Below are 21,587 nucleotides of genomic sequence, written 5' to 3'. Positions count from 1 at the left end.
TCACGCGGGGCTGATATCGCCGGTCTCAGGGGGAGAGAGCGGCAGAAGAATGCGGAAATCGGTTTTTCCGGGTTCGCTCTCCACATCAATCGATCCGTCATGCTGACGGATGAAATTCTGCGCGAGTGAGAGTCCGAGACCGCTCCCATTCGCCTTCCCGGTTACGAGCGGATAGAAGATCCGATCCCGGATTTCAGGCGGAACCCCCGGACCGTTATCCTGGATATGAATGGAAAGCGCGAGCCGGTAACGCCTGAGACCGATCTGCACCTGCTGGGCCACGCGCGTCGTCACCCGGATCTCAGCCGTGCCTTCGGCAATCTTTCCGTCAAGCACCTCGGCGGCATTCTTTTCGATATTGAGAAACACCTGCAGCAGCTGCTCACGGTCGCCCCGGAGTGTCGGAACCGAAACGTCATAGTCCCGGATGAAGGAGAGTCCCTTCGGAAACTCAGCCAGAATGATCTGCCGGACGCGCTCCAGCACTTCGTGGATATTGATGTCAGAAAGCGATCGGCCCGTACGGTAAGGGGCCAAAAGCCGGTCGACGAGATTCTGCAGCCGGTCCGCCTCGCTGATGATAACCCCGGTGTACTCGCGGAGCTCCGGATTCGTGAGCTCTCCTTCGAGAAGCTGCGCCGCGCCCCGGATTCCGCCCAGCGGGTTCTTGATTTCGTGAGCGAGGTTCCGGAGCACCTGACGGCTGGTTTCCGAGAGCCCTACCTTCTGCGCCTCATTCTCCGCAATCAGCACGGCTCCAAGATCCGACACCTCAATCAGAATGCCGCCGGTACCCGGGAAACGGCTGACCGTAACACGGACCTTCCGGCTTTCTGTCGGGTTGCTCGGGCAGAACATTTCAGTCCGCTCTGTGAGGGTAGGTTCCCCCCGGACGGTGTCCGACAGAAACCGTTCATTCCAGCGGCGGGCGGAGGGAAAAACAGCTTCGGATGAAATACCGATCAGGCGGTTTTTGGACGCTCCTGAAAGGACCTCGCTCGCCGCGTTGGCATAGACAATCTTTCCCTTCGGATCTGTCGCGAGGACGCCTGTCGCGAGGGAATCGAGAAAAGAGCCCTCAGGCCACGCTGCGTTCTTCGTCATTCAGCCCTCCGCCGTTTATTGAAAAAAAGAGGGGGAAAAATCCCCCTCCTCTGCTGCTTACTGCCTACGCAAGCACATTAGCTCGCGAAGTAGAGCGCGTACTCGAGCGGGTGCACCGCAGCGCGGTACATCGTCACTTCTTCCTGCTTCACCGCAATGTAGGCGTCGATCAGGTCATTCGTGAAGACGCCGCCGCGGGTCAGGAACTCGCGGTCCTGATCAAGGTGAGCCAGGGCTTCAGAGAGATCGCTGCAGACCGTCGGGATCTTAGCGTTCTCTTCCGGCGGCAGATCGTACAGATTCTTATCAGCCGGATCGCCCGGGTTGATCTTGTTCTGGATACCGTCGAGACCGGCCATCAGCAGAGCCGAGAAGGCGAGGTAGGAGTTAGCCGTGGGATCCGGGAAGCGGACTTCAACGCGGCGGCCCTTTTCGCTGAACACCTTCGGAATACGGATAGCGGCGGAACGGTTGCAGGCCGAGTAGGCGAGCTTCACCGGAGCTTCAAAGCCCGGGACCAGACGCTTGTAGGAGTTGGTCGACGGGTTCGTGAAGGCATTCAGGGCACGGGCGTGCTTGATGATGCCGCCGATGTAGTAGAGGGCGGTTTCAGACAGGCCGGCGTAGCCGTTGCCCGCGAAGACGTTCTTGCCGTCCTTCCAGATCGACTGGTTGCAGTGCATACCGGAGCCGTTGTCACCCGGATAGGGCTTCGGCATGAAGGTAGCGGTCTTGCCATAAGCGGCTGCCACGTTCCAGATCGTGTACTTCTGGATCTGGGACCAGTCGGCACGCTGGACGAGAGAGGAGAAACGGGTACCGATTTCGCACTGGCCGGCAGCGCCCACTTCGTGGTGGTGCACTTCAACCGGGATGCCCTGCTGAGCGAGCAGCGTGCACATTTCAGCACGGATGTCCATCAGCTTATCAACCGGCGGAACCGGGAAGTAGCCGCCCTTCGTCAGGGCACGGTGAGCGAGGTTGCCGCCTTCATACTTGAGACCGGTGGACCAGGGAGCTTCTTCGCTTTCGATCTTGTAGAAGCAGTCCTGGGAATCATTGCGATAGCGGACGCTGTCGAAAATGAAGAATTCAAGTTCCGGACCGAAGTAAGCGGTGTCACCGATACCGGTGGACTTCAGATAGGCTTCAGCGCGCTTCGCGAGGGAGCGGGGATCACGTTCGTAACCCTTGCCGGTGTCCGGTTCCACGACGTCGCAGGTGAGCAGCAGCGTGTTCTGTTCACGGAAGGGGTCCATGCGGGCCGTCTCCGGATCCGGAAGCAGCAGCATGTCGGAGGCCTCGATGCCTCTCCAGCCCTTGATCGAGGAACCGTCAAAGACATGGCCCACTTCGAACTGGTCTTCAGTCAGCTGATCTGCGGGGATCGTGACGCTCTGCTCTTTGCCGAGCGTATCAGTAAAGCGGAAGCCAACGAACTTCACGTCGTTGTCTGTGACCATCTGGAGGACGTCATTAGCCGTCGTCATCTTTTTCTCCTAAATCAATCTTGGGCCGGGAGAGCATTTCTCCCTGGCATTCGCCCATATATAAGCAACTACCGTGCCAGTTTTTACTTTTCAGCAAAACCTCAGCAAATAGCCCTTCTCCGACAGACGGTCAGAATTTCACCGTCTGAGCGGATCAAAATGAGGCAGAATCATGCACCATGATAGTGCATTCGCTCCCCAAAAATGAGATTTTTTCAATCCGCAACACTTTACCAGGCACCGGATCAGGGCAGGAAGAGTTCCTGAAGATCGGAAAGAAAGTCGAGTCCTCTGGCGGTTGGCACAAGACAGCCGTCTTCCGCGGTGAGAAGCCCCTCCCCCACCGCCTCGTTTACCGCGGGCTCAATAACGCTGTATCCGAGCCCAGTCCTTTCTTCAAACGATCGGACTGTGACCCCATCCGTGAGCCTCAGTCCGTCCAGCATGAATTCAAACGGCAGCTCATCCCGTCCCACCCAGCGGGATTCCTGGAACGGCGTTTCCAGCGTTCGGACGTTTTCCATATAGCGTCTCGGATCCCCCGCCTGAGCGTAGCGGAAGACACCCCGCTCATCGCTGATCTTTCCGTGAGCGCCGGCCCCGATCGCCAGGTAGTCGCCGTATCCCCAATAGTTCAGGTTATGGCGACAGCGGCGCCCTTCCTGTGCGTATCCCGACACTTCGTAACGCCTGAACCCCGCGCGGGCGAGTTCGCTCAGCACCAGATCCCCCATTTCAGCCAGCGTGTCCGGATCCGGAATTCCTTCCGGCACCCGCCGGGCGAAGGCCGTGCCCTCTTCGATCGTGAGCTGATAGAAAGAGAGATGCGTGCTTCCTGATCCGACCGCTTCCCGCAGCTCATCGGCAAGCGACTCCAGGGTCTCCCCCGGAAGGCCGAACATAATGTCGATATTGAAGTTATCAAAGGCTGCCGCGGCCTGACGGATGGCCGCTCGAGCGTCGTCAGCGGAATGAATGCGGCCGAGAATCCGGAGTTCCCGGTCATTGAAACTCTGAACTCCCAGCGACAGTCGGTTAACCCCGGCCTCTCGGTAGCGGATCAGGGAATCGGATTCGACCGTCCCGGGATTCGCCTCCATCGAGATCTCACACTCGGGGGATACCTCAATCAGATTCCTGACACCCTGCAGCAGCGTTCCGATCTCCTTCCCTGCCATGAGGGAGGGAGTGCCGCCGCCGATATAAATTGTCTCGATACGTCTGCCAGGCTTGAGATACGCGATCTGAGACTCCAGGTCGCGAAGCAGCAGCGACACATAGGTATCTGTCGGCAGAGCTCCCATCACCGGGCGGGAATTGAAGTCACAGTAAGGACACTTACGGACGCACCAGGGCCAATGAATATAGAGGGAGAGCGGTATACGACTGCTCTCCGGAACCGGCACTCCGCCTGTGCCCGGAAGCGTCTTCATGCGGCTTACCACCCCCAGTGGTTCCTGAGAAGCGAGAGAAGGCCCTGAACTGCCTGGCCGCGATGGCTCACGCTGTTCTTTTCTTCCTCGGAAAGCTCAGCCGCGGTCTTCCCTTCCTGCGGAAGGAAAAAGTACGGGTCATAGCCAAACCCATTCTCGCCCCGGGGCGTATCCACAATTTCACCATGCCAGTAGCCGGTCGCGACCAGCGGATCGGGATCATCCGCTGACTTAACGCCGATCAGCACACAGACATAGTGAGCCTTGCGGTTTGCTTCCCCCTGAAGCCGGCTGATGAGAAGCTCGTTATTGCGGGCATCGCTTTTCGGGAGACCGGCAAAGCGGGCGGAATGAACTCCGGGAGCTCCTCCCAGAGCGTCCACGCAGATTCCGGAATCATCGGCGATTGCCGGGAGTCCCGTCTGACGGGAAGCATTGCGGGCTTTTGCGAGGCAGTTTTCAAGGAATGTCTCAAAAGGCTCCTCAGCCGGTATGACGCCGAGCGATCCCTGAGCCACCACTTCAATCCCGAGAGGGGCGAAGAGCTTATTGAATTCACGAATTTTCCCCGGATTATCCGAGGCCAGAACCAGACGCTTCATCCGTCGATCTCCAAATGGTTTCAGTCTTTCAGGCCTTGAGCGCTTCGTTCTGCGCCGCGGCGAGTTCCTTATTGCCTTTTTCCGCAAGGTCAAGCAGGCGGTTCAGGTCGTCGCGCGTGAAGGGATCGCCTTCAGCCGTGCCCTGGATTTCCACAAAAGCGCCGCTTCCCGTCATGACGACATTCATATCGGTATCGCTCGAAGAATCTTCCACGTAGTCGAGGTCGAGCACCGGCTGACCTTCGCTCATGCCGACAGAAATCGCGGACACCGAGTCCTTGAGCGGGCTCTTTTCAATGAGTCCCTTGGAAATCATCCAGTTAACCGCGTCTGCGAGCGCCACATAGGCACCCGTGATCGAGGCGCAGCGGGAACCGCCGTCAGCCTGCAGCACATCACAGTCGATCTTGATCGTATTTTCGCCAAGCGCCTTGCGGTCGATCACCGCGCGGAGACTGCGGCCGATCAGGCGCTGAATCTCCTGAGTACGGCCGGTCTGTTTTCCCTTCGCGGCTTCACGGTCCGTCCGTGTACCGGTCGCGCGAGGCAGCAGTCCGTATTCCGCAGTCACCCAGCCTTCCCCCCGGCCTTTAAGCCAGGAGGGAACCCCCGTGATCACAGAGGCCGTGCAGAGGACCTGCGTTTCGCCGTCTTCAATCAGGACAGAGCCCTCGGCGTACTTCGTGAAGTGGCGCGTAATTTTTACGCTCCGTTTTTCATCTGCTTTCCGGCCGTTTGTACGTTCCACTTCGCTTTCTCCCTGCAGCCCATCGCTGCGCGTATCTGATGAAACAGAGCCGCGAGGCTGACATGAGCCCGCGCTTCCCTGTTGATGATCCCAAAACCGTTACAATCTGCATGCGCCTTCCGCCTGGACTTTTGCATCGCAGGCAGAGGCATTCAGCAAACTCGGACAAGGATATATCTTATGGCATCCGTTTTCAGCATGACAGGTTACGCGACGATCCAGTCTGCGATCGCCTCCGGCCAGCTCACTGTCGAACTGCGCTCCGTCAATTCCCGTTTTCTCGATCTCACGCTCAGAATTCCTGATGATCTCCACTCTCTGGAATCAGCCATCCGTGAAACGATCGGTTCCCGCGTGAAGCGCGGCAAGATGGAGTGCCGGCTCTCCCTTAAGTCTGAGACGCTCGGTGCCACGTCCCGCCTGAGCCCGTCTGCTCTCACGACGCTCGCGTCCCTGCAGGGGGAAGCGCTCAAGGCTTTCCCGGAAGCCCGCGCGCTCTCTGTGAGCGAAATTCTCTCTTATCCCGGCGTTCTTACGTCTGACACCGTCGACGCGGAGCAGGTATCAAAAGATGTTCTCGATGCGCTGAACCGCGCGCTGGATGCCTTCCTCGCCTCCCGCGAACGCGAAGGTGCCGCCCTTGCCAAGGTGCTTCTCGGTTACTGCGACAACATCGAGGGAATCGCCCGCGATATCGCGTCCCGGCTCCCTGACATCCTCGCCGCCATGAAGTCGAAGCTCGAGGAACGGCTCTCTGAGGCCCTCACCCAGGCGCTTTCCGATAAGTCTTCACTGACCCCTGAAGACGTGAACGAGCGGATCCGCGCAGAACTCACGCTTTACGCACTCCGCATGGATGTGGCTGAGGAAATCAACCGGCTCATCACCCACGTCAATGAAGTCCGCCGCGTGCTGACCGCTGGCGGCCCTGTCGGCCGCCGCCTCGACTTCCTCATGCAGGAACTGAACCGCGAAGCGAATACGCTGGGCTCCAAGGCAGTGGCAATCGAGATGACAAATGCCTCTCTCGATCTGAAACTCAATATCGAAAAGATGCGCGAGCAGATCCAGAATCTGGAGTAACAGAAGAAAGGGTGGCATACACCGCTCTCAACTCTTATAAAAGCCCCGTCTCCGCGGGGCTTTTTTTATTTCACATCATTTTCGGTCAGGGTTTCCCTGCAAACGTTAATCGTTATCAACGTTATTACTCTACAAAGTTTGAGTTTATAATTCTCTCAATTTTCTTCAGGAGTCTTTATATGTACCGCTGGCTTCTAGCAGGCCTTCTCGGTCTCACTTTCACGCTTTCCGCCTCAGCCGCCACGTACCGCTACGGCACCCCGGTTTCTGTCACGGGTACGCTCGGCAGCCGTCAGGGTGTCGACTGCTGCAACATGGGGAAAGAAGAGGTGGTCGAATTCCCCGCCATTATCCTGGATCACCCCATCAACACGATCCCGGCCGACAGACAGGATGAGGAAGGTCCGGTCAACGGCGTTCTCATCATGCAGCTCGTCATGGGCAATGACAGCCAGTGGAAGTTTTATAAAAGCAATCAGGGACACCGGGCCCGCCTCACCTGCTCCATGTTCGTCGCAGAAACCGGTCACCATCTGACGCAGGTCCTGTGCAATGTGGGCTCCATGAAAAAGACGTCGCCGAAGGATACCTTCCGATAAGAGACACGCGGAAATTTCACCGTTCTCCAGTCGCTTCCGGGCTTCTGAAATTTAAATTTTGCTTTTTAGCTTTCCTTATGTATAATTGACTTCTCTCGGGGTGTGGCGCAGTCTGGTAGCGCGCCTGCTTTGGGAGCAGGATGTCGGGAGTTCGAATCTCTTCACCCCGACCAGACAGAGTCTGCAAAGCAGAATCGATCCGCCCGTAGCTCAGTTGGATAGAGCATCTGCCTTCTAAGCAGAGGGTCGCTGGTTCGAATCCTGCCGGGTGGACCAGTAGTAAATCAGTTGTAATGGTGGGTGTAGCTCAGTTGGTAGAGTCCCGGATTGTGATTCCGGTTGTCGTCGGTTCGAGTCCGACCCCCCACCCCAGATTCAGAGTCCGTGAAGGTTGATGCCTTCACGGACTTTTTTCATATCTCTCCCAGAAAAGGAGCAAGGCATGAATACGGCTCAGGATGAAGATGACGACGAAGAAGGCGTAAAGCTGCCAGGACTGCCAGCCAACGCCCCGAACTACATGACGCCGGAATGCTATCGGAGAATGCTCGACGAACGGGAAAATCTCGTGAGGACAGAACGTCCGAAAGTCGTGAGTATCGTCTCCTGGGCGGCGTCGAACGGTGACCGGTCCGAGAACGGCGACTACCAGTACGGCAAACAGCGTCTGAGGGCTATCGACCGCCGGATCCGCTTCCTCAATAAGCGGATTGAGTCCGCCCAGGTAGTGGATGTCCGGGGACGAGACACGGATCAGATTTTCTTCGGCGCAACCGTAACCTATGCCAATAACCTCGGCGAAGAGCACACAGTCCGCATCGTCGGCATCGACGAGATGGATCCGGAGCATGGCGATGTTTCCTGGATCAGCCCGGTTGCCCGTGTCCTCATCAAGGCTCACGAGGGCGATGAAGTGAAGCTTCCGACACCGAAAGGCGTGCAGACGCTCGAGATCCTTGAGGTCCGCTATACCGGCGAACCGCCGATTCCTCACGAAACGCCGAAAGAGGATTAAAAACAAAGGAGCGGAAAGAAATTTCCGCTCCTTTGTTGATTCCTGCGTGAGAGATCAGGCTCCGCTGCCGGTCCGGCTCTCCGCGTAAAGATCCTCGGAATTCAGCTTCTTCATCCGGGGTTCATCAGGAGAGGCTTTCGGCACATCATCCTGTTCTGTAGTCCGGCGCCATACCTGCTGGACCCCCGGAATTCTCGCGAGATGACGCAGCACATGGGAGAGGTGGGTCTTATCACGCACCTGAACCACCATGTGGAGACGGGTTGTGCTGCTGTTTTCCGAATCCACGGAGAAGCCGACAATCGCCGACTGCTCTTCAGCGATAGCCGCAACGCTCGCCGCAATCACAGCTTTCTCCTGATCCTCATCCGCAGTGACCTCGATCGGAACGGGGTAACGGGCAGAGAGCGGCTGCGGGAGCCACTCAGCCGCCATCCAGCGGCCCGGGTCGGCGGAACGCCCCTTCACCGTATGCTCGCAGGAAGTACAGTGAATGGAGAGTCCCTTGCCTGGGCGCATGAAGCCCCAGATATCGTCCCCTGGAATCGGATGGCAGCAGGTTGCGAGACTGACTGCGACGCCTTCGTTCCCCGTTACCTTCACCGCCTTCATCATGGGGTTTTCGGTCCGGCCGGCCATCCCCGTGATCGGAGCCGTGAGCGCGGTAAAGCGGTTCACAATGGCGCCCGCGAGATACTTTCCAAGTCCCAGATCCGCGAAGAACGATTCCTTTGAGTCGACACCGGAATCCTTCAGAACAGCCTTCCAGACGGCTTCCGGCACGCTGTCGATATCGAGATTCACTTCCTCACCCGCGCGCTTAAGGAGCTTGTGACCCAGCTTCACCGAATCATCAAACTTCATCGTGCGGAGGAACTGACGGATTTCAGCACGGGCTTTGCCGCTGCCGACATACCGCACCCATTCAGGATTCGGCGTCGCGTCAGGCGATGTACGGATTTCAACCATGTCGCCGTTATTCAGTTCCTGGGTGAGAGAGCAGGGCTCACCATTCACACGGCAGGAAAGCGCGTGATTGCCGACGTCAGTATGAATCTGGTACGCGAAGTCAATCGGGGTGGAACGTTTCGGAAGAGAAATAATCTTTGACTTCGGGGTGAAGACGTAGATGCGATCCGGGAAGAGATCAATCTTGATGTTTTCAATAAACTCAGAAGAATCCGCGCTGTGCTGCTGGATTTCAAGCAGCGACTGCAGCCAAGCGGTCGTTCTCTGCTGAATTTCGGTAGCACTCGCACCGTCATCATTGAAGAGCCAGTGCGTGAGAATGCCGTACTCCGCGATCCGGTTCATTTCCTCAGTCCGGATCTGATACTCGATCGGCGTGCCGTTCGGACCGATCACAGTCGTATGAAGACTCTGATACCCGTTTGTCTTTGGCACTGCGATGAAGTCCTTGAAACGTTTCGGCACCGGCTTATAAAGGGCGTGCAGGGCACCCAGCGTGAGGTAGCACTCCTCAGGCGTCCGCACGATCACCCGGAAACCGTATACGTCCAGCGCCTCACGGAATCGGATGTGCTTATCACGCATCGTGTTATAGATGCCGTACATCGTCTTGTCGCGCCCGATCACGCGGGCCTTGATACCGGCCTTCGGGAGCATGCGGCGGGTTTCATGCAGAATCCGCTCGAGAATGTCCTTTCTCTTTTCACGCGTTCTCACAACAGCGTCATGCAGCACCCGATAGCGGATCGGATGCATGTTGAGAAAGGCGAGTTCCTGCAGTTCGCGGAATACGTGATTCATGCCGAGACGGTGAGCAATCGGCACATAAATATCGAGCGTCTCGCGGGAAATGCGGCAGCGCTTTTCATAGCGCATGATGCCGAGAGTGCGCATGTTATGCACACGGTCAGCAAGCTTCACGAGGATGACGCGGACATCCTTCGCCATGGCGAGCAGCAGCTTTCTGAAGGATTCTGCCGCGGCAACCTGAGTGCTCTTGAATTTGAGCTTATCGAGTTTGGAGACGCCGTCGACGACGTTTGCCACTTCGATGCCGAAGCGTTCCGCCATCTCAATCTTCGACACGCCGGTGTCTTCCAGCACGTCGTGCATGAGTCCTGCCTGAATGGTCACGCAGTCCATATGCCAGCTCGCGAGAATCGAAGCCACCGCGAGAGGATGCGTGATGTAAGGCTCACCCGATTTGCGGAACTGTCCCAGATGATGTTCGTCAGCGTACCGATAGGCCTTGAGAATGGTCTGGCAGTCGCTTTCCGACAGATAAAGCCTGCACCGGGTCAGCAGCTCGTTTGCAGAAACGATCTTGACGTCAGCCGGCTGCATGTAGAGTGGCAGATCATCTGACGAGTTATCGTCCGTCAGACTTTCCATGTGGGGTATGACCACTTGCGAGTCCGCATTGATTGCAGGCATAGGATGTTCCTCGCTTCCGGTTCGGCGGGTTAGAAATTAAAAAGGTCCTGTCCCTTTCTTGGAACAGGACCCGTAAACGGATTGAGAGGCGTCTTAGCGGGGAACTTTCTCCAGCATCTCTTTTCCGGTCTTGCCTTCAGCGATTTCGCGCAGGGCGACCACCGTCGGCTTATCCTTCGCGTCGACCTTCGGGGCATAGCCCTGGGAGATCTGACGGGCGCGGTAAGCGGCGCACAGCACGAGCTCGAAGCGATTCGGAATCTTCTTCAGGCAGTCTTCAACAGTAACACGAGCCATTTATATTTTCTCTTTCAGAAATTTTGAACTTTCAACGATCAGGCGGGAACACCCAAAGATGCAAACAAAGCCTGCTCACGCCTCGCCTGGCACTCATAGCGCAGACGCGCGGCGCGGATGATGGACTGAAGCTCGCAGGAAGCCTGATTGAAATCATTGTTAATTATAACGTAGTCGAATTGCGGGGCATGGACGATCTCCGCCCCGGCCCCCTTCAGACGACGCGCGATGACTTCCGGTGCATCCGTGCCGCGGCCGACGAGACGCTGTTTCAGTGCTTCGATCGAAGGCGGCAGGATAAAGGTGGAAATCACATCCGGAAAAATCTTTTTCACCTGGAACGCGCCCTGCCAGTCAATTTCCAGCATGACGTCGTAGCCGGCGGCGAGTTCCTGCTCAATCCAGAGACGGCTGGTGCCGTAGTAATTTCCATGGACGAAAGCCCATTCGAGGAACTCATGGTTCTTCTTTCTCTCCTCAAAATCCTCCTGCGAGATGAAGTGATAGTCCACACCATCCTGTTCGCCGGGACGGACCTCACGGGTCGTATAGGAAATTGAAAGATGCACGTTCGGATCCTTCGTGATCAGATCATGCACAAGAGAGGATTTTCCTGCGCCGGAAGGCGCGGAAACGAGGAAAAGAAGTCCTTTCGCGTTCGAATTATCCATCGGTTTAATCCTGTCAATGGGCGAAACCGCTGTCTGGAAATAACTTGATCAAGCTATGGAGAGAAGCGCGAGCCGCGAGAAAAAAATTTTCAAGATTCTAACAAAATAAAACGGGCAGTTTTTCCAACTGCCCGTCTTCATCTTTATGACTTATGACGCAATTCCGGATTCACTGTCCTGAATGACTTCAGGCATCGGCATTTCCAGTTCCGGCGGGAACTGCATCGTAAACGTCGACCCCTTGCCAGGCTCCGACTCGATCTTCAGGTGACCGCCATACCGGATCAGGACATGCTTCACAATGGCGAGTCCGAGTCCGGTGCCGCCCGAGTCTCTCGACCGGCTCTGATCCACGCGGTAGAAGCGTTCGGTGAGTCTCGGTAAAAATTCCGGTGCGATTCCGATACCGTCATCCTTCACCGCAAGCTCCAGCCACTCGGGAGATCGCTTCCAGGTGATACTGATATGGCCTCCGGGCGGCGTATAGCGGACAGCGTTCGCTACGAGATTCCCGATGGCACTCAGGATTTCATCCTTATACCCCTTCAGGCAGAAAGGCTCCGCGGTCTCCGTGATCTCGTGGCGGCCGCCCGAAATCGCCCGGCCCTCCTTCGCGGTCTCACGGACCAGCACCGGAACATTCACGGTTTCAGGCGCGCGGTCAGGGTTGCTTTCCTCAAGTTTCGAGAGCGTGAGAAGATCATTCACGAGGCGGCTCATCCGGTCAGCCTGTTCCTTCATCAGCGCCAGATGCTCGCGCCCAATCCTGACCGGCCCCGGATCCTTGGAGCTGATGGCAAGATCAATAAAACCGTTGATCACCGTGAGCGGCGTTCTCAGCTCGTGACTCACGTTCGCCACAAAGTCACGCCGGATCGAGTCGAGCTTCTCGCGGTCCGTGACGTCGTGAGTCACAATCACGGCGTTCTTGCGGCCCAGCACCACGACATGGAGCTCAATCGTCTGAGAGTTATCGCTGTTATGGATCACGAGCGGCTTATCAAAGTTGCCAACCGTGAGGTAATCAATGAAATCCTTGGAGTCGTAGACCTTGTAGACCGGCTGACCGCGGTCCTTCATGGAGTCAAGCCCCAGTTGCTCCTCAGCTGATTCGTTGCACCAGTCGATCCGCCAGTCACTATTCACCAGAGTGATGCCGTCAGGGAGTGACGACAGCGTCTTGCGGTAGCGGGTCTCACGCGTCTGCAGATGCTTCGCGTTCTTTTCAAACTGATGACGTTCATCCCGCAGCATCTCAAAAACGATTCGCCACGGGGTCTCACGCCCGGCTGAAGGTATTTCATCCGCGACCGGGTTTTCAAGCCAGCCGATCAGACGAAACAGAAAGAACAGATTCTGAATAAACAGCCAGATCACACCGGCAAGCGCTACACAGAGCGCCTCTACCGGGCCAAACGTAAAGCCTGTCACTATGGCTACGACAGCAATAATGACGAGCACAAAGACCAGCGGCACTGCCAGCCTGGAGCGCTTCATCTCAGCCAAATCGAATCTCCTCGGATCAGAGGCTCTTTTTCGGATCAACCACCCGATAACCCAGACCTCTGACCGTTTCAACCATGTCTTTCGCGTCAGTCGCGGAAAGCTGTTTCCTTAGTCTGAGAATATGCACATCTACGGTACGCTCGTCAATGGTTGCCGCGTCGTCATCCCATACGCGGCTGAGAAGCTGCTCGCGGCTGTAGACCCGGCCAGGAGTCTTTGCCATCTGCTGCAGGAGCTTGAACTCAATCACTCCCAGCTTCACAGGCTGCCCGCTTACCGTCGCTTCGAACTTCAGTTCATCCATGGTGAGAGGGCCGCACTGCAGCACACTCTCCTTCGTGTCAGACCCGACGCTTCCGGTCCGGCGGCGAAGCACGGCACGAAGCCGCGCCACGAGTTCCCGGGGCGAAAAGGGCTTTACGACATAGTCATCCGCCCCCGCTTCAAGACCGCTCACCCGGTCCTCTTCCGTTCCGCGGGCTGTCAGGAGAACCACCGGAATTTCGGCATAGTCCTCCGAGGCCCGGAGCTGCACCAGCCACTCTAGTCCCGAGCAGTCAGGCAGCATCCAGTCGAGCACAATAATGTCCGGCTTTTCGACCGAAAGCTTTTCCTTTGCCTCTGCGACGCTTCCGGCCTTCAGCGCGTGAAAACCGCTTGACTCACTGGCGAAAGCGACAAGTTCAAGAATGGCACGTTCATCCTCAACGATGAGCACTGTATTCATTTCGGTCGTCCAGCTCCTTCAGTATTGGTTATTTGATGGTCGAAGCAATCCGCTCGGCAAGCGTCTGGGCTTCCTCGCGGTCTTCTGACTCCACCATGATGCGGAGAAGAGGTTCAGTGCCCGACGGACGGATCAGAACCCGGCCGCGGCCTTCTAGAATCTTTTCCACTTCTTCCCGCGCTTCGATCAGAGGTTTCTGACGAGTCCAGTCAAAGCCCGGGGCAAGACGGCAGTTCACGAGGACCTGAGGCAGCATGTGAAGATCCTGCGTCAGCTCAGAGAGCGAACTCCCGGTTCTGCGCATCGCAGAAAGCACCTGCGTCGCGCTCACGATACCGTCACCGGTCGTCTGACGGTCGAGGCAGAGGATGTGCCCGGAACTCTCGCCGCCGTAGAGCCAGCCTTTTTCAAGCAGCCGCTCCAGCACATAGCGGTCACCCACCTTCGTGCGATCGAAGGGGATCTGCATTTCACCGAGACGTTTCTCAAGGCCGTAATTCGTCATCAGCGTCCCGGCGACACCGGCCACCGGATGCTTTCTCAGTCGGTCACAGACGATGATGTAAAGCAGCTCATCACCGTTATAAACACGGCCTTCTGCATCCGCCATGATCAGACGGTCCGCGTCACCGTCCAAGGCGAGACCGACATCGCAGCCCGCCTTTGCCACACGCTCAGAGAGTGTCTCCGTGTGCGTTGCGCCGCAGCCCTGGTTAATGTTGAGACCATCCGGATGATTGAATTCACACGTAACCTCGGCACCGAGTTCGTGGAACACCGCAGGAGCCACCTTGTAGGCAGCGCCGTTCGCGGTATCGATATAAATCTTCATCCCCTTGAAGTCGACCTTACCGGAAATCGTCGACTTGCAGAACTCGATATAGCGGCCAGCCGCGTCATCAAGACGCACCGCTTTGCCGAGACGGCTGCTGTCGACACACTTCGCGACTCCGCTTTCAAGCTCCTGCTCGATTTCAGACTCAATGTCGTCCGGCAGCTTCATGCCTTCGTTTGAGAAAAACTTAATGCCGTTATCACTGTAGGGGTTATGCGATGCGCTGATCACGACACCCGCGGTCAGACGCAGGGCCTGAGTGAGATAGGCAACAGCCGGCGTGGGAATCGGGCCGCAGAGCACGATATCAACGCCAGCGCTCGAAAAGCCGGCCTGCAGACAGGCTTCCAGCATGTAACCCGAAATCCGGGTGTCCTTTCCGATCAGCACCGTGGGGTGCTCATCCGAGGAGTGCTTCGCAAGCACCTTGCCGGCCGCATAGCCGAGGCGCACAACAAAATCAGGAACAATCGGGAAGGTGCCTACCGTACCGCGCACGCCATCCGTACCAAAGTATTTACGAGACATAAAACCTCTTAATGAGTCTGAGCGAGGACGGCTTTCAGCACCGAAAGCGCCTGAAACGTCTCCGGCACATCATGCACCCGGACAAGCTGCGCGCCGCGTTCAACTGCGAGCAGCGCTCCGGCTACCGATCCTGAGACACGCCGGGCCGCATCAGCTTCGCCCGACGCGGCGCCAATCGCCCTCTTCCGGGAGAGCGCCATCAGGAATGGCTGTCCCGCCTCAACAAACCGGCGCGTTTCCGCCACCAGCTCGAAATTCTGTTCCACGGTCTTTCCGAAACCAAACCCCGGATCCCAGCAGATTTTATCTGATTGAGCTCCGGCATCCACCAGCACATTCTGGCGTTCCCGCAGATAGCGGATGACAGCCGTCACTTCGTCCGCTTCGCCACGGTCCGCATCTTCCTTCGCAGCGTCCCACCCGTGCATCACAATAAGTCCGGCACCCGTTTCAACGGCAGCCTCAACAGCTCCCGGAAGCGTGAATGCCCGGACGTCATTCAGGATCTCGGCTCCTGCGGCAACCGCTTCCCGCATCACACGGGCGCGGCTCGTATCCACGGATACCGCGAGACCGCGGGACGCAAGCGCCTGAACGACAGGGATCACCCGGCGCTGCTCTTCCTCTTCAGACACAGCGGCCGCTCCGGGGCGGGTCGACTCACCGCCCACATCGATAATATCCGCTCCGTCCTGCGCCATCCTCAGAGCCCAGGCAATGGCCTGCTTCGGTTCATTATGCTGACCGCCGTCCGAAAACGAATCCGGTGTCACATTCAGAATCCCCATGATGAGAGGCTTGCAGAGATCGAAGCGCCGCGTTCTGCACGGCCAGTACTGTGCTTGAGTCATTGAGCTTTCCCCAAAAAAGAACCGGCGCCTGTTTTACCAGACGCCGGATTGAAATTCAATTATTTCTGATTGTCCGGACTGTCAGCCGGGTCCTTCCTTTCGGAAGGCTGAGCGGGCTGAGCAGCCTCAGGAGCTTTGGCTTCAGGAGCCGGGGCAGGAGGCTGAGAGACCTGCGTTTCAGAAACCGCGTTCTGCTGCGGCTCATCCTTCGCTTCCTTCACCTCATTCTGACGGGCGCGCTCCGGATCCACCTGCGGCTGATCGCCGGTAATCACCTGATGCGGGGGACGGGGAGGACGGCCGGCCATGATGTCATCAATCTGGTCGCTGTCGATCGTTTCCCACTCAAGCAGGGCATGAGCCATCGCTTCCATCTTGTCACGGTTATCCGTGATGATCTTCTGGGCGAGAGCGTACTGCTGATCAATGATCCGACGGATTTCCTGATCAACCTTCTGCATCGTGGCCTCAGAAATCTGCTGGCTCTTCGTGACGCTCTTGCCAAGGAAGACTTCGCCTTCCTTCTCGGCGTAGACCATCGGTCCGAGGTTCTCGCTCATGCCATACCGGGTCACCATGTCGCGGGCGAGGCTCGTGGCGCGTTCGAAGTCATTCGAGGCACCGGTCGTCGCGTGATGCATAAAGACTTCTTCAGCGATTCGGCCGCCGAACAGGATGGCGATCTGATTCAGGATGTACTTGTCGTCGTAAGAGTAGCGATCCTCGGTCGGCAGCTGCATCGTGAGACCCAGCGCGCGGCCGCGCGGAATGATCGTGACCTTATGCACCGGATCGGTTCCCGGAAGCATGCGGGCAACAACAGCGTGGCCGGACTCGTGGTAAGCGGTGTTTTTGCGCTCTTCCTCGGTCATCACCATGCCGCGGCGCTCGGCACCCATCATGATCTTGTCCTTCGCGTTCTCAAAGTCGATCATCTCGACGAGGCGCGCGTTGCGGCGTGCCGCGTAAAGAGCGGCCTCATTCACGAGGTTAGCCAGATCAGCACCGGAGAATCCAGGCGTACCGCGGGCAATCAGGTCCTCACGGACATCCTGTCCAATCGGCACCTTGCGCATATGGACACGAAGAATCTGTTCACGGCCGCGGATATCGGGCAGCGGCACCACAACCTGACGGTCGAAGCGGCCCGGACGGAGCAGAGCCGGGTCAAGCACGTCAGGACGGTTCGTCGCGGCGATAACGATGACGTTCGTACCGGTATCAAAGCCGTCCATCTCAACGAGCATCTGGTTCAGGGTCTGTTCACGCTCGTCATTTCCGCCGCCTAGACCGGCGCCGCGCTGACGGCCGACCGCGTCGATTTCGTCAATAAAGATGATGCAAGGGGCATTCTTCTTAGCGGTTTCGAACATGTCGCGGACACGGGCCGCGCCCACGCCGACAAACATTTCAACGAAGTCAGAACCGGAAATCGTGAAGAACGGAACACCGGCCTCACCGGCAATGGCCTTCGCGAGCAGCGTCTTACCGGTACCAGGAGAACCCACCAGCAGAATGCCGCGCGGAATATGACCGCCAAGCCTCTGATACTTGGAAGGATCGCGGAGGAAATCCACCACTTCCTGCACTTCCTGCTTCGCCTCATCGCAGCCAGCGACATCAGAGAAGCGGACCGGATTGCTCACACCGTCCAGCATACGGGCCTTGCTCTTTCCAAAGGAGAAAGCGCCGCCCTTGCCGCCGCCCTGCATCTGGCGCATGAAGAAAATCCACACGCCAATCAAGAGGAGCATCGGGAACCAGGAGACGAAGATGGTCGTCCAGACAGAAGGTTCTTCCTCAGCCTTGCCGTACACGGCAACGCCATCCTTCCGCAGGTCATCCACCATCCAGAGGTCACCCGGCGACGTAATCTGGTACTCGGAGCCGGAATTCGGCTTCACGAAAATCTTCCGGCCCTGAATATCGACACGCTTGATCTTGCCAGCCTTGGCATCATCCATAAACTGGGTGTAGCTGGTGGTATCAACGGCAACATCGGTGCGGTTGTCGAACTGCTTAAAGACCGTAAAGAGGACGACAGCCACCAGTACCCATATGGCCACGCGTCCAAGCATCTTATTGTCCAATGCTGAGCTCCAATGCTAGAGAAACTGTATCGCAGGCACGAAAACGGCGGTTCCGCTTTCGGTTTTGTGCCGGATAAACATAGTTTATAAGACTAATGGAAAAAAGAGACGGCGTGAGGAATATGCATGGGATGCTTATTCCTCTTTATGAATCAACGGCTCTTTTTAAGATCCCGCGCAACGATGTACTGTTCGGGAGAGGTGTCGCGGCTCGCCTCAGGCTTCAGGGCCTGGACCTTTACGAACGAGCGCTTGACGGTTTCGACAAACTGCGAGTAGCCGCTGCCCTGGAACGCCTTCGCGATGAAGACGCCCCTCGGCTTCAGATGATCGAGCGCGAATTCCAGCGCCAGCTCGCAGAGCAGCATGGAGCGCGAGGCATCGCTTGCCGCAATGCCGGAGAGGTTCGGTGCCATATCAGACATGACCAGATCCACCCGGTCATCGCCCACGATCTCCGCCAGCTGATCGCAGACGGACTGTTCGCGGAAGTCACCCTGCAGGAAATCGACCCCTTCAACAGGGTCCATCGGCAGAATATCCATGGCAACGATCCGCCCATCGAGCGTACCGTCTTTCCTCGAAAGAAGCTTCCTCGCCACCTGAGACCAGCTGCCCGGAGCCGATCCAAGATCGACCACGGACATGCCGGGGTGGAAGATATGCTCCTTCTCATTGATCTGAATGAGCTTATAGGCCGATCTCGCCCGATACCCTTCCTTCTGGGAGAGCTTCACCCAGCGGTCAGAGAGATGTCTCTCAAGCCAGGCCCGGTTGGATCTCAGTTTCTTCGTTGATACAGGCATTTCACCTTCTCAAGCATTCCGCGGTCAGGAAGCAGCGCCCTGGGCCTTCTTCACCGTACGCTTGCGCTTCGGATGAGCGCGGCGGATCGGCGTCTTGCGCTTCGCGATCCGCTTCTTGTCGGTACGGAGAATCTTGCCGCCGCGGCTTCTCGGACGGTCTTCCTCCGAATCCTTGGAGGACACCGCGCGGGAGTTTTCTTTCTCAGGCATCGGGCGCCAGATCGTGACGGTCTTGCCGATCGTCTGGATGCGGGCTGCCCCCATTTCGTTCAGGATCCGTTCAATATCGGCTTCCCGCTCTTCGCGGTCATCGCCCGGGATACGGATCTTCACGAGGCCATGGGAATCGAGCGCTTTGCCGATTTCCTTCAGCACCGCGTCCGTCAGGCCGTTCTGCCCCAGCAGAACCATCGGATTCAGCGCATGGCTCTCAGAGCGCAGCTTGAGCAGCTGCTGACGGTCAATTTTCAGTTCAGTCATATTTTCCTAAATTCAGCCGTGGCTTAGATGTATTCCACCGCGACGACCTCGTAGGTGAGATCGCCCTTCGGGGCGTGCACGGTCACTTCGTCCCCTTCGGATTTGCCGATCAGCGCACGCGCGATCGGGCTGGAAACGGAAACCTTGTTGTGTTCGATATCGGCTTCGTCAACGCCCACGATCTGATAGGTGACCTCCTTGTCGGAGTCCTCGTCAGCGAGCGTCACAGTGGCGCCGAAAACAATCTTGGAACCGGCGTTCAGCGTCTTCGGGTCGATCACCTGAAGCGCGGGAATGCGGCTTTCGAGCACGGCGATACGGCCTTCGATGAAGCTCTGCTTCTCGCGAGCAGCATCGTACTCGGCATTCTCTGAAAGGTCTCCCTTGGAACGGGCTTCCTCAATAGCCGCCACCACTTCCGGGCGGTCAACCTTGCGCAGATGATCCAGTTCCTGCTTCAGCTTCTGGGCGCCGGCGGCGGTAATAGGGATACGGTCCATGATATCAATCCTGAAAACATAAAAAGCCGCCCCTCCGCAGGATTTCCATCCTGCAGAGAAATAGCGGTTAAGTGAAAAGTTAAGCGCCGGAACTGTGCCCGGCGCATTCAGACCAGGAGTGCGGGGCCGGCTGTGCCGCTCCGCCTTTTTTCTGCTGGCCTTCCGGGATGATTCGAGCCGCAACGGCTGAAGCCTCTCCCGGAGAGAGTATGTGTATTAGTAATTCTGCACGGTTTGAACTGCAATTGCAAAAGCTTACAAGCTTTTTTACAAGAGAGTCCGGCGTTACTCCGGGTCCGGATAATTTTCCGGATTGAGCTGCCGCTCAGTGAGCTCAATCAGAATGTGAATCACTTTGATGTGAAGCTCCTGAACCCGATCCGCATAGCGCCCGGCAGGGGTCACAACCGCGACGTCCGCCAGTTCCTCAAGCGGAGAGTCATGACGCCCCGTGAGGCCGATCACTTTCACGCCCTGAGCCTTCGCCGCGCGGACCGCCGCCAGGATATTCCGGCTCGTGCCGCTCGTGCTGATCGCAAGAAGCACGTCTCCCTTCTTAGCCACGCCTTCCACATAGCGGGAGAAGACCGCCTCATACCCATAATCGTTTCCGACACAGGCCATGTGAGAAGGATCCGAAATCGCGATTGCCGCATACGGCTGACGATCGTTTCTGAACCGTCCCGTCATTTCTTCAGCAAAATGCATGGCATCGCAGAGGCTGCCGCCGTTTCCGCAGCTGAGCACCTTGCCGCCCGCCCTCTGGGCTTCCACGATCAGATCAGCCGCACGGCTGATGTTTTCCAGGACTTCCGGAGACCCGATCAGCCGGTTAAGACCTTCTGCTGCTTCCTGAAGGTCAAAACGAATCACGTCAAGCGCATTCATCGGCATCTAAAACTCCTTCCTATACAGTTCGCCCAATTATAGCGGGGCCCCGCCCGGCAACACCGGGAGGGGCCCTGAGAGAAGCGGCTGCAGAAGAGCCTTTATCAGATACCCTGCTCTGTCCTGACACTCGCGGTCTTCGGCTGCCAGCGCATGAGCCGCGCTTCCGCAAGGCTCACAAACCAGTCCAGAATCACTGCGAAAAGCGTCAGCACCAGAATGCCGGCCATCACCGTGTTGATATCGAAAACGCCTTCTGCCTGGAGAATCAGGTAGCCAACCCCCTTCGCGGATCCAAGGTATTCACCAATCACCGCGCCGACGAACGCCATGCCAACCGAAGAGTGAAGCGACGAGAACACCCAGCTCATGGCGGAGGGCAGGTACACTGCGGTGAGGAGCTGACGGCGGTTCGCCCCCAGCATCCGAACGGAATTCAGGACATTCGGATTGACTTCACGGATACCCTGGAAAACGTTGAAGAACACGATGAAGAACACAATCGTGACACCGAGCGCCACTTTGGAGGCCGGCCCAAGACCGAACCACACAGCAAAGATCGGGGCAAGAATCACGCGCGGGCAGGAGTTGAGTCCCTTGATAAACGGGTCAGCGATCGCCGCGGCTCGCGGACTGAGACCGAGCCAGAGCCCCACAATCAGACCGGACACCGTGCCGATCGCAAACGCGAGCACCGTTTCCCAGAGCGTCACGGCAAGGTGCTCATAAATTTCATGGTTCACAAAGAACCAGTCCCAGATACGGTGGAAAATTTCCACCGGCTCACCGAAGAAGAAGGCCGCCTGGGTGTCATTCTCAAAAATGAAGGGGGGAATGAGCCCAGGTTTCGTGAGTGCCCACCAGGCAACGAAAATGACGGCGAGAAGCACCGCCTGCCAGAAGTGAAGGATCCATTTGCTTTTAAACATGA

General features: G+C 57.4%; 21 protein-coding genes and 3 tRNA genes. 6 read left to right on the top strand and 18 right to left on the bottom strand.

Annotated elements, in window-relative coordinates; genetic code table 11:
- The 5 genes from glnL to rph form a co-directional block, all read right to left on the bottom strand.
- Positions 1-1,104 (bottom strand): nitrogen regulation protein NR(II), encoded by a 1,104-nt coding sequence (gene glnL / locus BN1936_RS03895; protein ID WP_022443829.1) that lies wholly within the window; start codon positions 1,102-1,104, stop codon positions 1-3.
- Positions 1,105-1,181: 77 nt separating this feature from the next.
- Entirely contained in the window at positions 1,182-2,594 is a 1,413-nt protein-coding gene (gene glnA, locus BN1936_RS03890; RefSeq protein WP_022443828.1) for a type I glutamate--ammonia ligase, read from the bottom strand.
- Positions 2,595-2,839: 245 nt separating this feature from the next.
- Positions 2,840-4,027 (bottom strand): radical SAM family heme chaperone HemW, encoded by a 1,188-nt coding sequence (gene hemW, locus BN1936_RS03885; protein WP_049686652.1) that lies wholly within the window; start codon positions 4,025-4,027, stop codon positions 2,840-2,842.
- Between the two features lie 5 nt (positions 4,028-4,032).
- On the bottom strand, positions 4,033-4,629 hold the full coding sequence (rdgB, locus tag BN1936_RS03880) for an RdgB/HAM1 family non-canonical purine NTP pyrophosphatase (RefSeq protein WP_049686651.1): 597 nt from the start codon (positions 4,627-4,629) through the stop codon (positions 4,033-4,035).
- A gap of 28 nt (positions 4,630-4,657) precedes the next feature.
- Positions 4,658-5,395 carry a ribonuclease PH gene (gene rph, locus BN1936_RS03875; protein ID WP_086936869.1) on the bottom strand — a complete coding sequence of 246 codons (738 nt, stop codon included), beginning with the start codon at positions 5,393-5,395 and terminating at the stop codon, positions 4,658-4,660.
- 162 nt (positions 5,396-5,557) lie between these two features.
- Here rph and BN1936_RS03870 point away from each other — a divergent pair, with 162 nt between their 5' ends.
- The 6 genes from BN1936_RS03870 to greB all read left to right on the top strand — a co-directional run bounded on the left by BN1936_RS03870 (position 5,558) and on the right by greB (position 8,074).
- A complete protein-coding gene (locus BN1936_RS03870) occupies positions 5,558-6,460 on the top strand; it encodes a YicC/YloC family endoribonuclease (protein ID WP_022443824.1) in 903 nt (300 codons plus the stop codon).
- A 179-nt stretch (positions 6,461-6,639) separates the two neighbouring features.
- Complete coding sequence (locus BN1936_RS03865) at positions 6,640-7,059, top strand: DUF4431 domain-containing protein (RefSeq protein WP_022443823.1); 420 nt, start codon at positions 6,640-6,642, stop codon at positions 7,057-7,059.
- Between the two features lie 96 nt (positions 7,060-7,155).
- Positions 7,156-7,232: transfer RNA gene (locus BN1936_RS03860), tRNA-Pro, on the top strand.
- Between the two features lie 26 nt (positions 7,233-7,258).
- Positions 7,259-7,335, top strand: a tRNA-Arg gene (locus BN1936_RS03855).
- Positions 7,336-7,355: 20 nt separating this feature from the next.
- Positions 7,356-7,431 (top strand) — tRNA-His (locus tag BN1936_RS03850).
- A gap of 70 nt (positions 7,432-7,501) precedes the next feature.
- The gene (gene greB, locus BN1936_RS03845; RefSeq protein ID WP_022443822.1) at positions 7,502-8,074 is read left to right on the top strand and encodes a transcription elongation factor GreB; all 573 of its coding nucleotides are present in this window, start codon (positions 7,502-7,504) and stop codon (positions 8,072-8,074) included.
- Between the two features lie 54 nt (positions 8,075-8,128).
- On the opposite strand, the gene BN1936_RS03840 is transcribed toward greB, so the two are convergent.
- From BN1936_RS03840 to BN1936_RS03780, 13 genes are all read right to left on the bottom strand, one after another.
- Entirely contained in the window at positions 8,129-10,435 is a 2,307-nt protein-coding gene (locus BN1936_RS03840) for a RelA/SpoT family protein (RefSeq protein ID WP_053101800.1), read from the bottom strand.
- A 135-nt stretch (positions 10,436-10,570) separates the two neighbouring features.
- Positions 10,571-10,774: a DNA-directed RNA polymerase subunit omega gene (gene rpoZ / locus BN1936_RS03835; protein ID WP_022443819.1), complete on the bottom strand. Its 204-nt coding sequence runs from the start codon at positions 10,772-10,774 to the stop codon at positions 10,571-10,573.
- A gap of 38 nt (positions 10,775-10,812) precedes the next feature.
- Positions 10,813-11,445 carry a guanylate kinase gene (gene gmk / locus BN1936_RS03830; RefSeq protein WP_022443818.1) on the bottom strand — a complete coding sequence of 211 codons (633 nt, stop codon included), beginning with the start codon at positions 11,443-11,445 and terminating at the stop codon, positions 10,813-10,815.
- 150 nt (positions 11,446-11,595) lie between these two features.
- Positions 11,596-12,942, bottom strand: coding sequence for a phosphate regulon sensor histidine kinase PhoR (gene phoR, locus BN1936_RS03825; RefSeq protein ID WP_232422060.1), 1,347 nt, complete (start codon positions 12,940-12,942; stop codon positions 11,596-11,598).
- A gap of 25 nt (positions 12,943-12,967) precedes the next feature.
- Positions 12,968-13,678 (bottom strand): response regulator, encoded by a 711-nt coding sequence (locus tag BN1936_RS03820; RefSeq protein ID WP_022443816.1) that lies wholly within the window; start codon positions 13,676-13,678, stop codon positions 12,968-12,970.
- 28 nt (positions 13,679-13,706) lie between these two features.
- Complete coding sequence (gene glmM, locus BN1936_RS03815) at positions 13,707-15,041, bottom strand: phosphoglucosamine mutase (RefSeq protein ID WP_022443815.1); 1,335 nt, start codon at positions 15,039-15,041, stop codon at positions 13,707-13,709.
- 8 nt (positions 15,042-15,049) lie between these two features.
- Positions 15,050-15,892, bottom strand: a complete 843-nt coding sequence (gene folP, locus BN1936_RS03810) for a dihydropteroate synthase (RefSeq protein WP_049686649.1) — start codon at positions 15,890-15,892, stop codon at positions 15,050-15,052.
- A gap of 59 nt (positions 15,893-15,951) precedes the next feature.
- Positions 15,952-17,970: an ATP-dependent zinc metalloprotease FtsH gene (ftsH, locus tag BN1936_RS03805; RefSeq protein WP_086936868.1), complete on the bottom strand. Its 2,019-nt coding sequence runs from the start codon at positions 17,968-17,970 to the stop codon at positions 15,952-15,954.
- Positions 17,971-18,134: 164 nt separating this feature from the next.
- Entirely contained in the window at positions 18,135-18,788 is a 654-nt protein-coding gene (locus BN1936_RS03800) for an RlmE family RNA methyltransferase (RefSeq protein ID WP_022443812.1), read from the bottom strand.
- A gap of 24 nt (positions 18,789-18,812) precedes the next feature.
- Positions 18,813-19,268: a YhbY family RNA-binding protein gene (locus BN1936_RS11175; RefSeq protein WP_022443811.1), complete on the bottom strand. Its 456-nt coding sequence runs from the start codon at positions 19,266-19,268 to the stop codon at positions 18,813-18,815.
- Positions 19,269-19,291: 23 nt separating this feature from the next.
- Positions 19,292-19,768 carry a transcription elongation factor GreA gene (greA, locus tag BN1936_RS03790; RefSeq protein ID WP_022443810.1) on the bottom strand — a complete coding sequence of 159 codons (477 nt, stop codon included), beginning with the start codon at positions 19,766-19,768 and terminating at the stop codon, positions 19,292-19,294.
- A 285-nt stretch (positions 19,769-20,053) separates the two neighbouring features.
- Complete coding sequence (gmhA, locus tag BN1936_RS03785) at positions 20,054-20,662, bottom strand: D-sedoheptulose 7-phosphate isomerase (RefSeq protein ID WP_232422056.1); 609 nt, start codon at positions 20,660-20,662, stop codon at positions 20,054-20,056.
- 98 nt (positions 20,663-20,760) lie between these two features.
- On the bottom strand, positions 20,761-21,585 hold the full coding sequence (locus tag BN1936_RS03780) for an ABC transporter permease (RefSeq protein ID WP_022443648.1): 825 nt from the start codon (positions 21,583-21,585) through the stop codon (positions 20,761-20,763).
- Positions 21,586-21,587 lie beyond the last annotated feature (2 nt).

Origin of the sequence: Dakarella massiliensis, from assembly GCF_001182045.1 — a bacterium.
GTDB classification, from domain to species: domain Bacteria; phylum Pseudomonadota; class Gammaproteobacteria; order Burkholderiales; family Burkholderiaceae_F; genus Mesosutterella; species Mesosutterella massiliensis.
Note: the sequence above shows the minus strand (reverse complement) of the source record. Positions and strands in the feature narration are given on the sequence as shown.

Excerpts from the sequence above, each read along its gene's own strand:
- gmhA (WP_232422056.1), bottom strand. The coding sequence starts at position 20,662 with ATGCCGATGAATGCGCTTGACGTGATTCGTTTTGACCTTCAGGAAGCA.
- rdgB (WP_049686651.1), bottom strand. The coding sequence starts at position 4,629 with ATGAAGCGTCTGGTTCTGGCCTCGGATAATCCGGGGAAAATTCGTGAA.
- BN1936_RS03870 (WP_022443824.1), top strand. The coding sequence starts at position 5,558 with ATGGCATCCGTTTTCAGCATGACAGGTTACGCGACGATCCAGTCTGCG.
- glnA (WP_022443828.1), bottom strand. The coding sequence starts at position 2,594 with ATGACGACGGCTAATGACGTCCTCCAGATGGTCACAGACAACGACGTG.
- phoR (WP_232422060.1), bottom strand. The coding sequence starts at position 12,942 with ATGAAGCGCTCCAGGCTGGCAGTGCCGCTGGTCTTTGTGCTCGTCATT.
- BN1936_RS03865 (WP_022443823.1), top strand. The coding sequence starts at position 6,640 with ATGTACCGCTGGCTTCTAGCAGGCCTTCTCGGTCTCACTTTCACGCTT.
- BN1936_RS03800 (WP_022443812.1), bottom strand. The coding sequence starts at position 18,788 with ATGCCTGTATCAACGAAGAAACTGAGATCCAACCGGGCCTGGCTTGAG.
- BN1936_RS03840 (WP_053101800.1), bottom strand. The coding sequence starts at position 10,435 with ATGGAAAGTCTGACGGACGATAACTCGTCAGATGATCTGCCACTCTAC.
- BN1936_RS11175 (WP_022443811.1), bottom strand. The coding sequence starts at position 19,268 with ATGACTGAACTGAAAATTGACCGTCAGCAGCTGCTCAAGCTGCGCTCT.
- rpoZ (WP_022443819.1), bottom strand. The coding sequence starts at position 10,774 with ATGGCTCGTGTTACTGTTGAAGACTGCCTGAAGAAGATTCCGAATCGC.
- BN1936_RS03780 (WP_022443648.1), bottom strand. The coding sequence starts at position 21,585 with ATGTTTAAAAGCAAATGGATCCTTCACTTCTGGCAGGCGGTGCTTCTC.
- greB (WP_022443822.1), top strand. The coding sequence starts at position 7,502 with ATGAATACGGCTCAGGATGAAGATGACGACGAAGAAGGCGTAAAGCTG.
- greA (WP_022443810.1), bottom strand. The coding sequence starts at position 19,768 with ATGGACCGTATCCCTATTACCGCCGCCGGCGCCCAGAAGCTGAAGCAG.
- ftsH (WP_086936868.1), bottom strand. The coding sequence starts at position 17,970 with ATGCTTGGACGCGTGGCCATATGGGTACTGGTGGCTGTCGTCCTCTTT.
- hemW (WP_049686652.1), bottom strand. The coding sequence starts at position 4,027 with ATGAAGACGCTTCCGGGCACAGGCGGAGTGCCGGTTCCGGAGAGCAGT.
- gmk (WP_022443818.1), bottom strand. The coding sequence starts at position 11,445 with ATGGATAATTCGAACGCGAAAGGACTTCTTTTCCTCGTTTCCGCGCCT.
- glnL (WP_022443829.1), bottom strand. The coding sequence starts at position 1,104 with ATGACGAAGAACGCAGCGTGGCCTGAGGGCTCTTTTCTCGATTCCCTC.
- glmM (WP_022443815.1), bottom strand. The coding sequence starts at position 15,041 with ATGTCTCGTAAATACTTTGGTACGGATGGCGTGCGCGGTACGGTAGGC.
- BN1936_RS03820 (WP_022443816.1), bottom strand. The coding sequence starts at position 13,678 with ATGAATACAGTGCTCATCGTTGAGGATGAACGTGCCATTCTTGAACTT.
- folP (WP_049686649.1), bottom strand. The coding sequence starts at position 15,892 with ATGACTCAAGCACAGTACTGGCCGTGCAGAACGCGGCGCTTCGATCTC.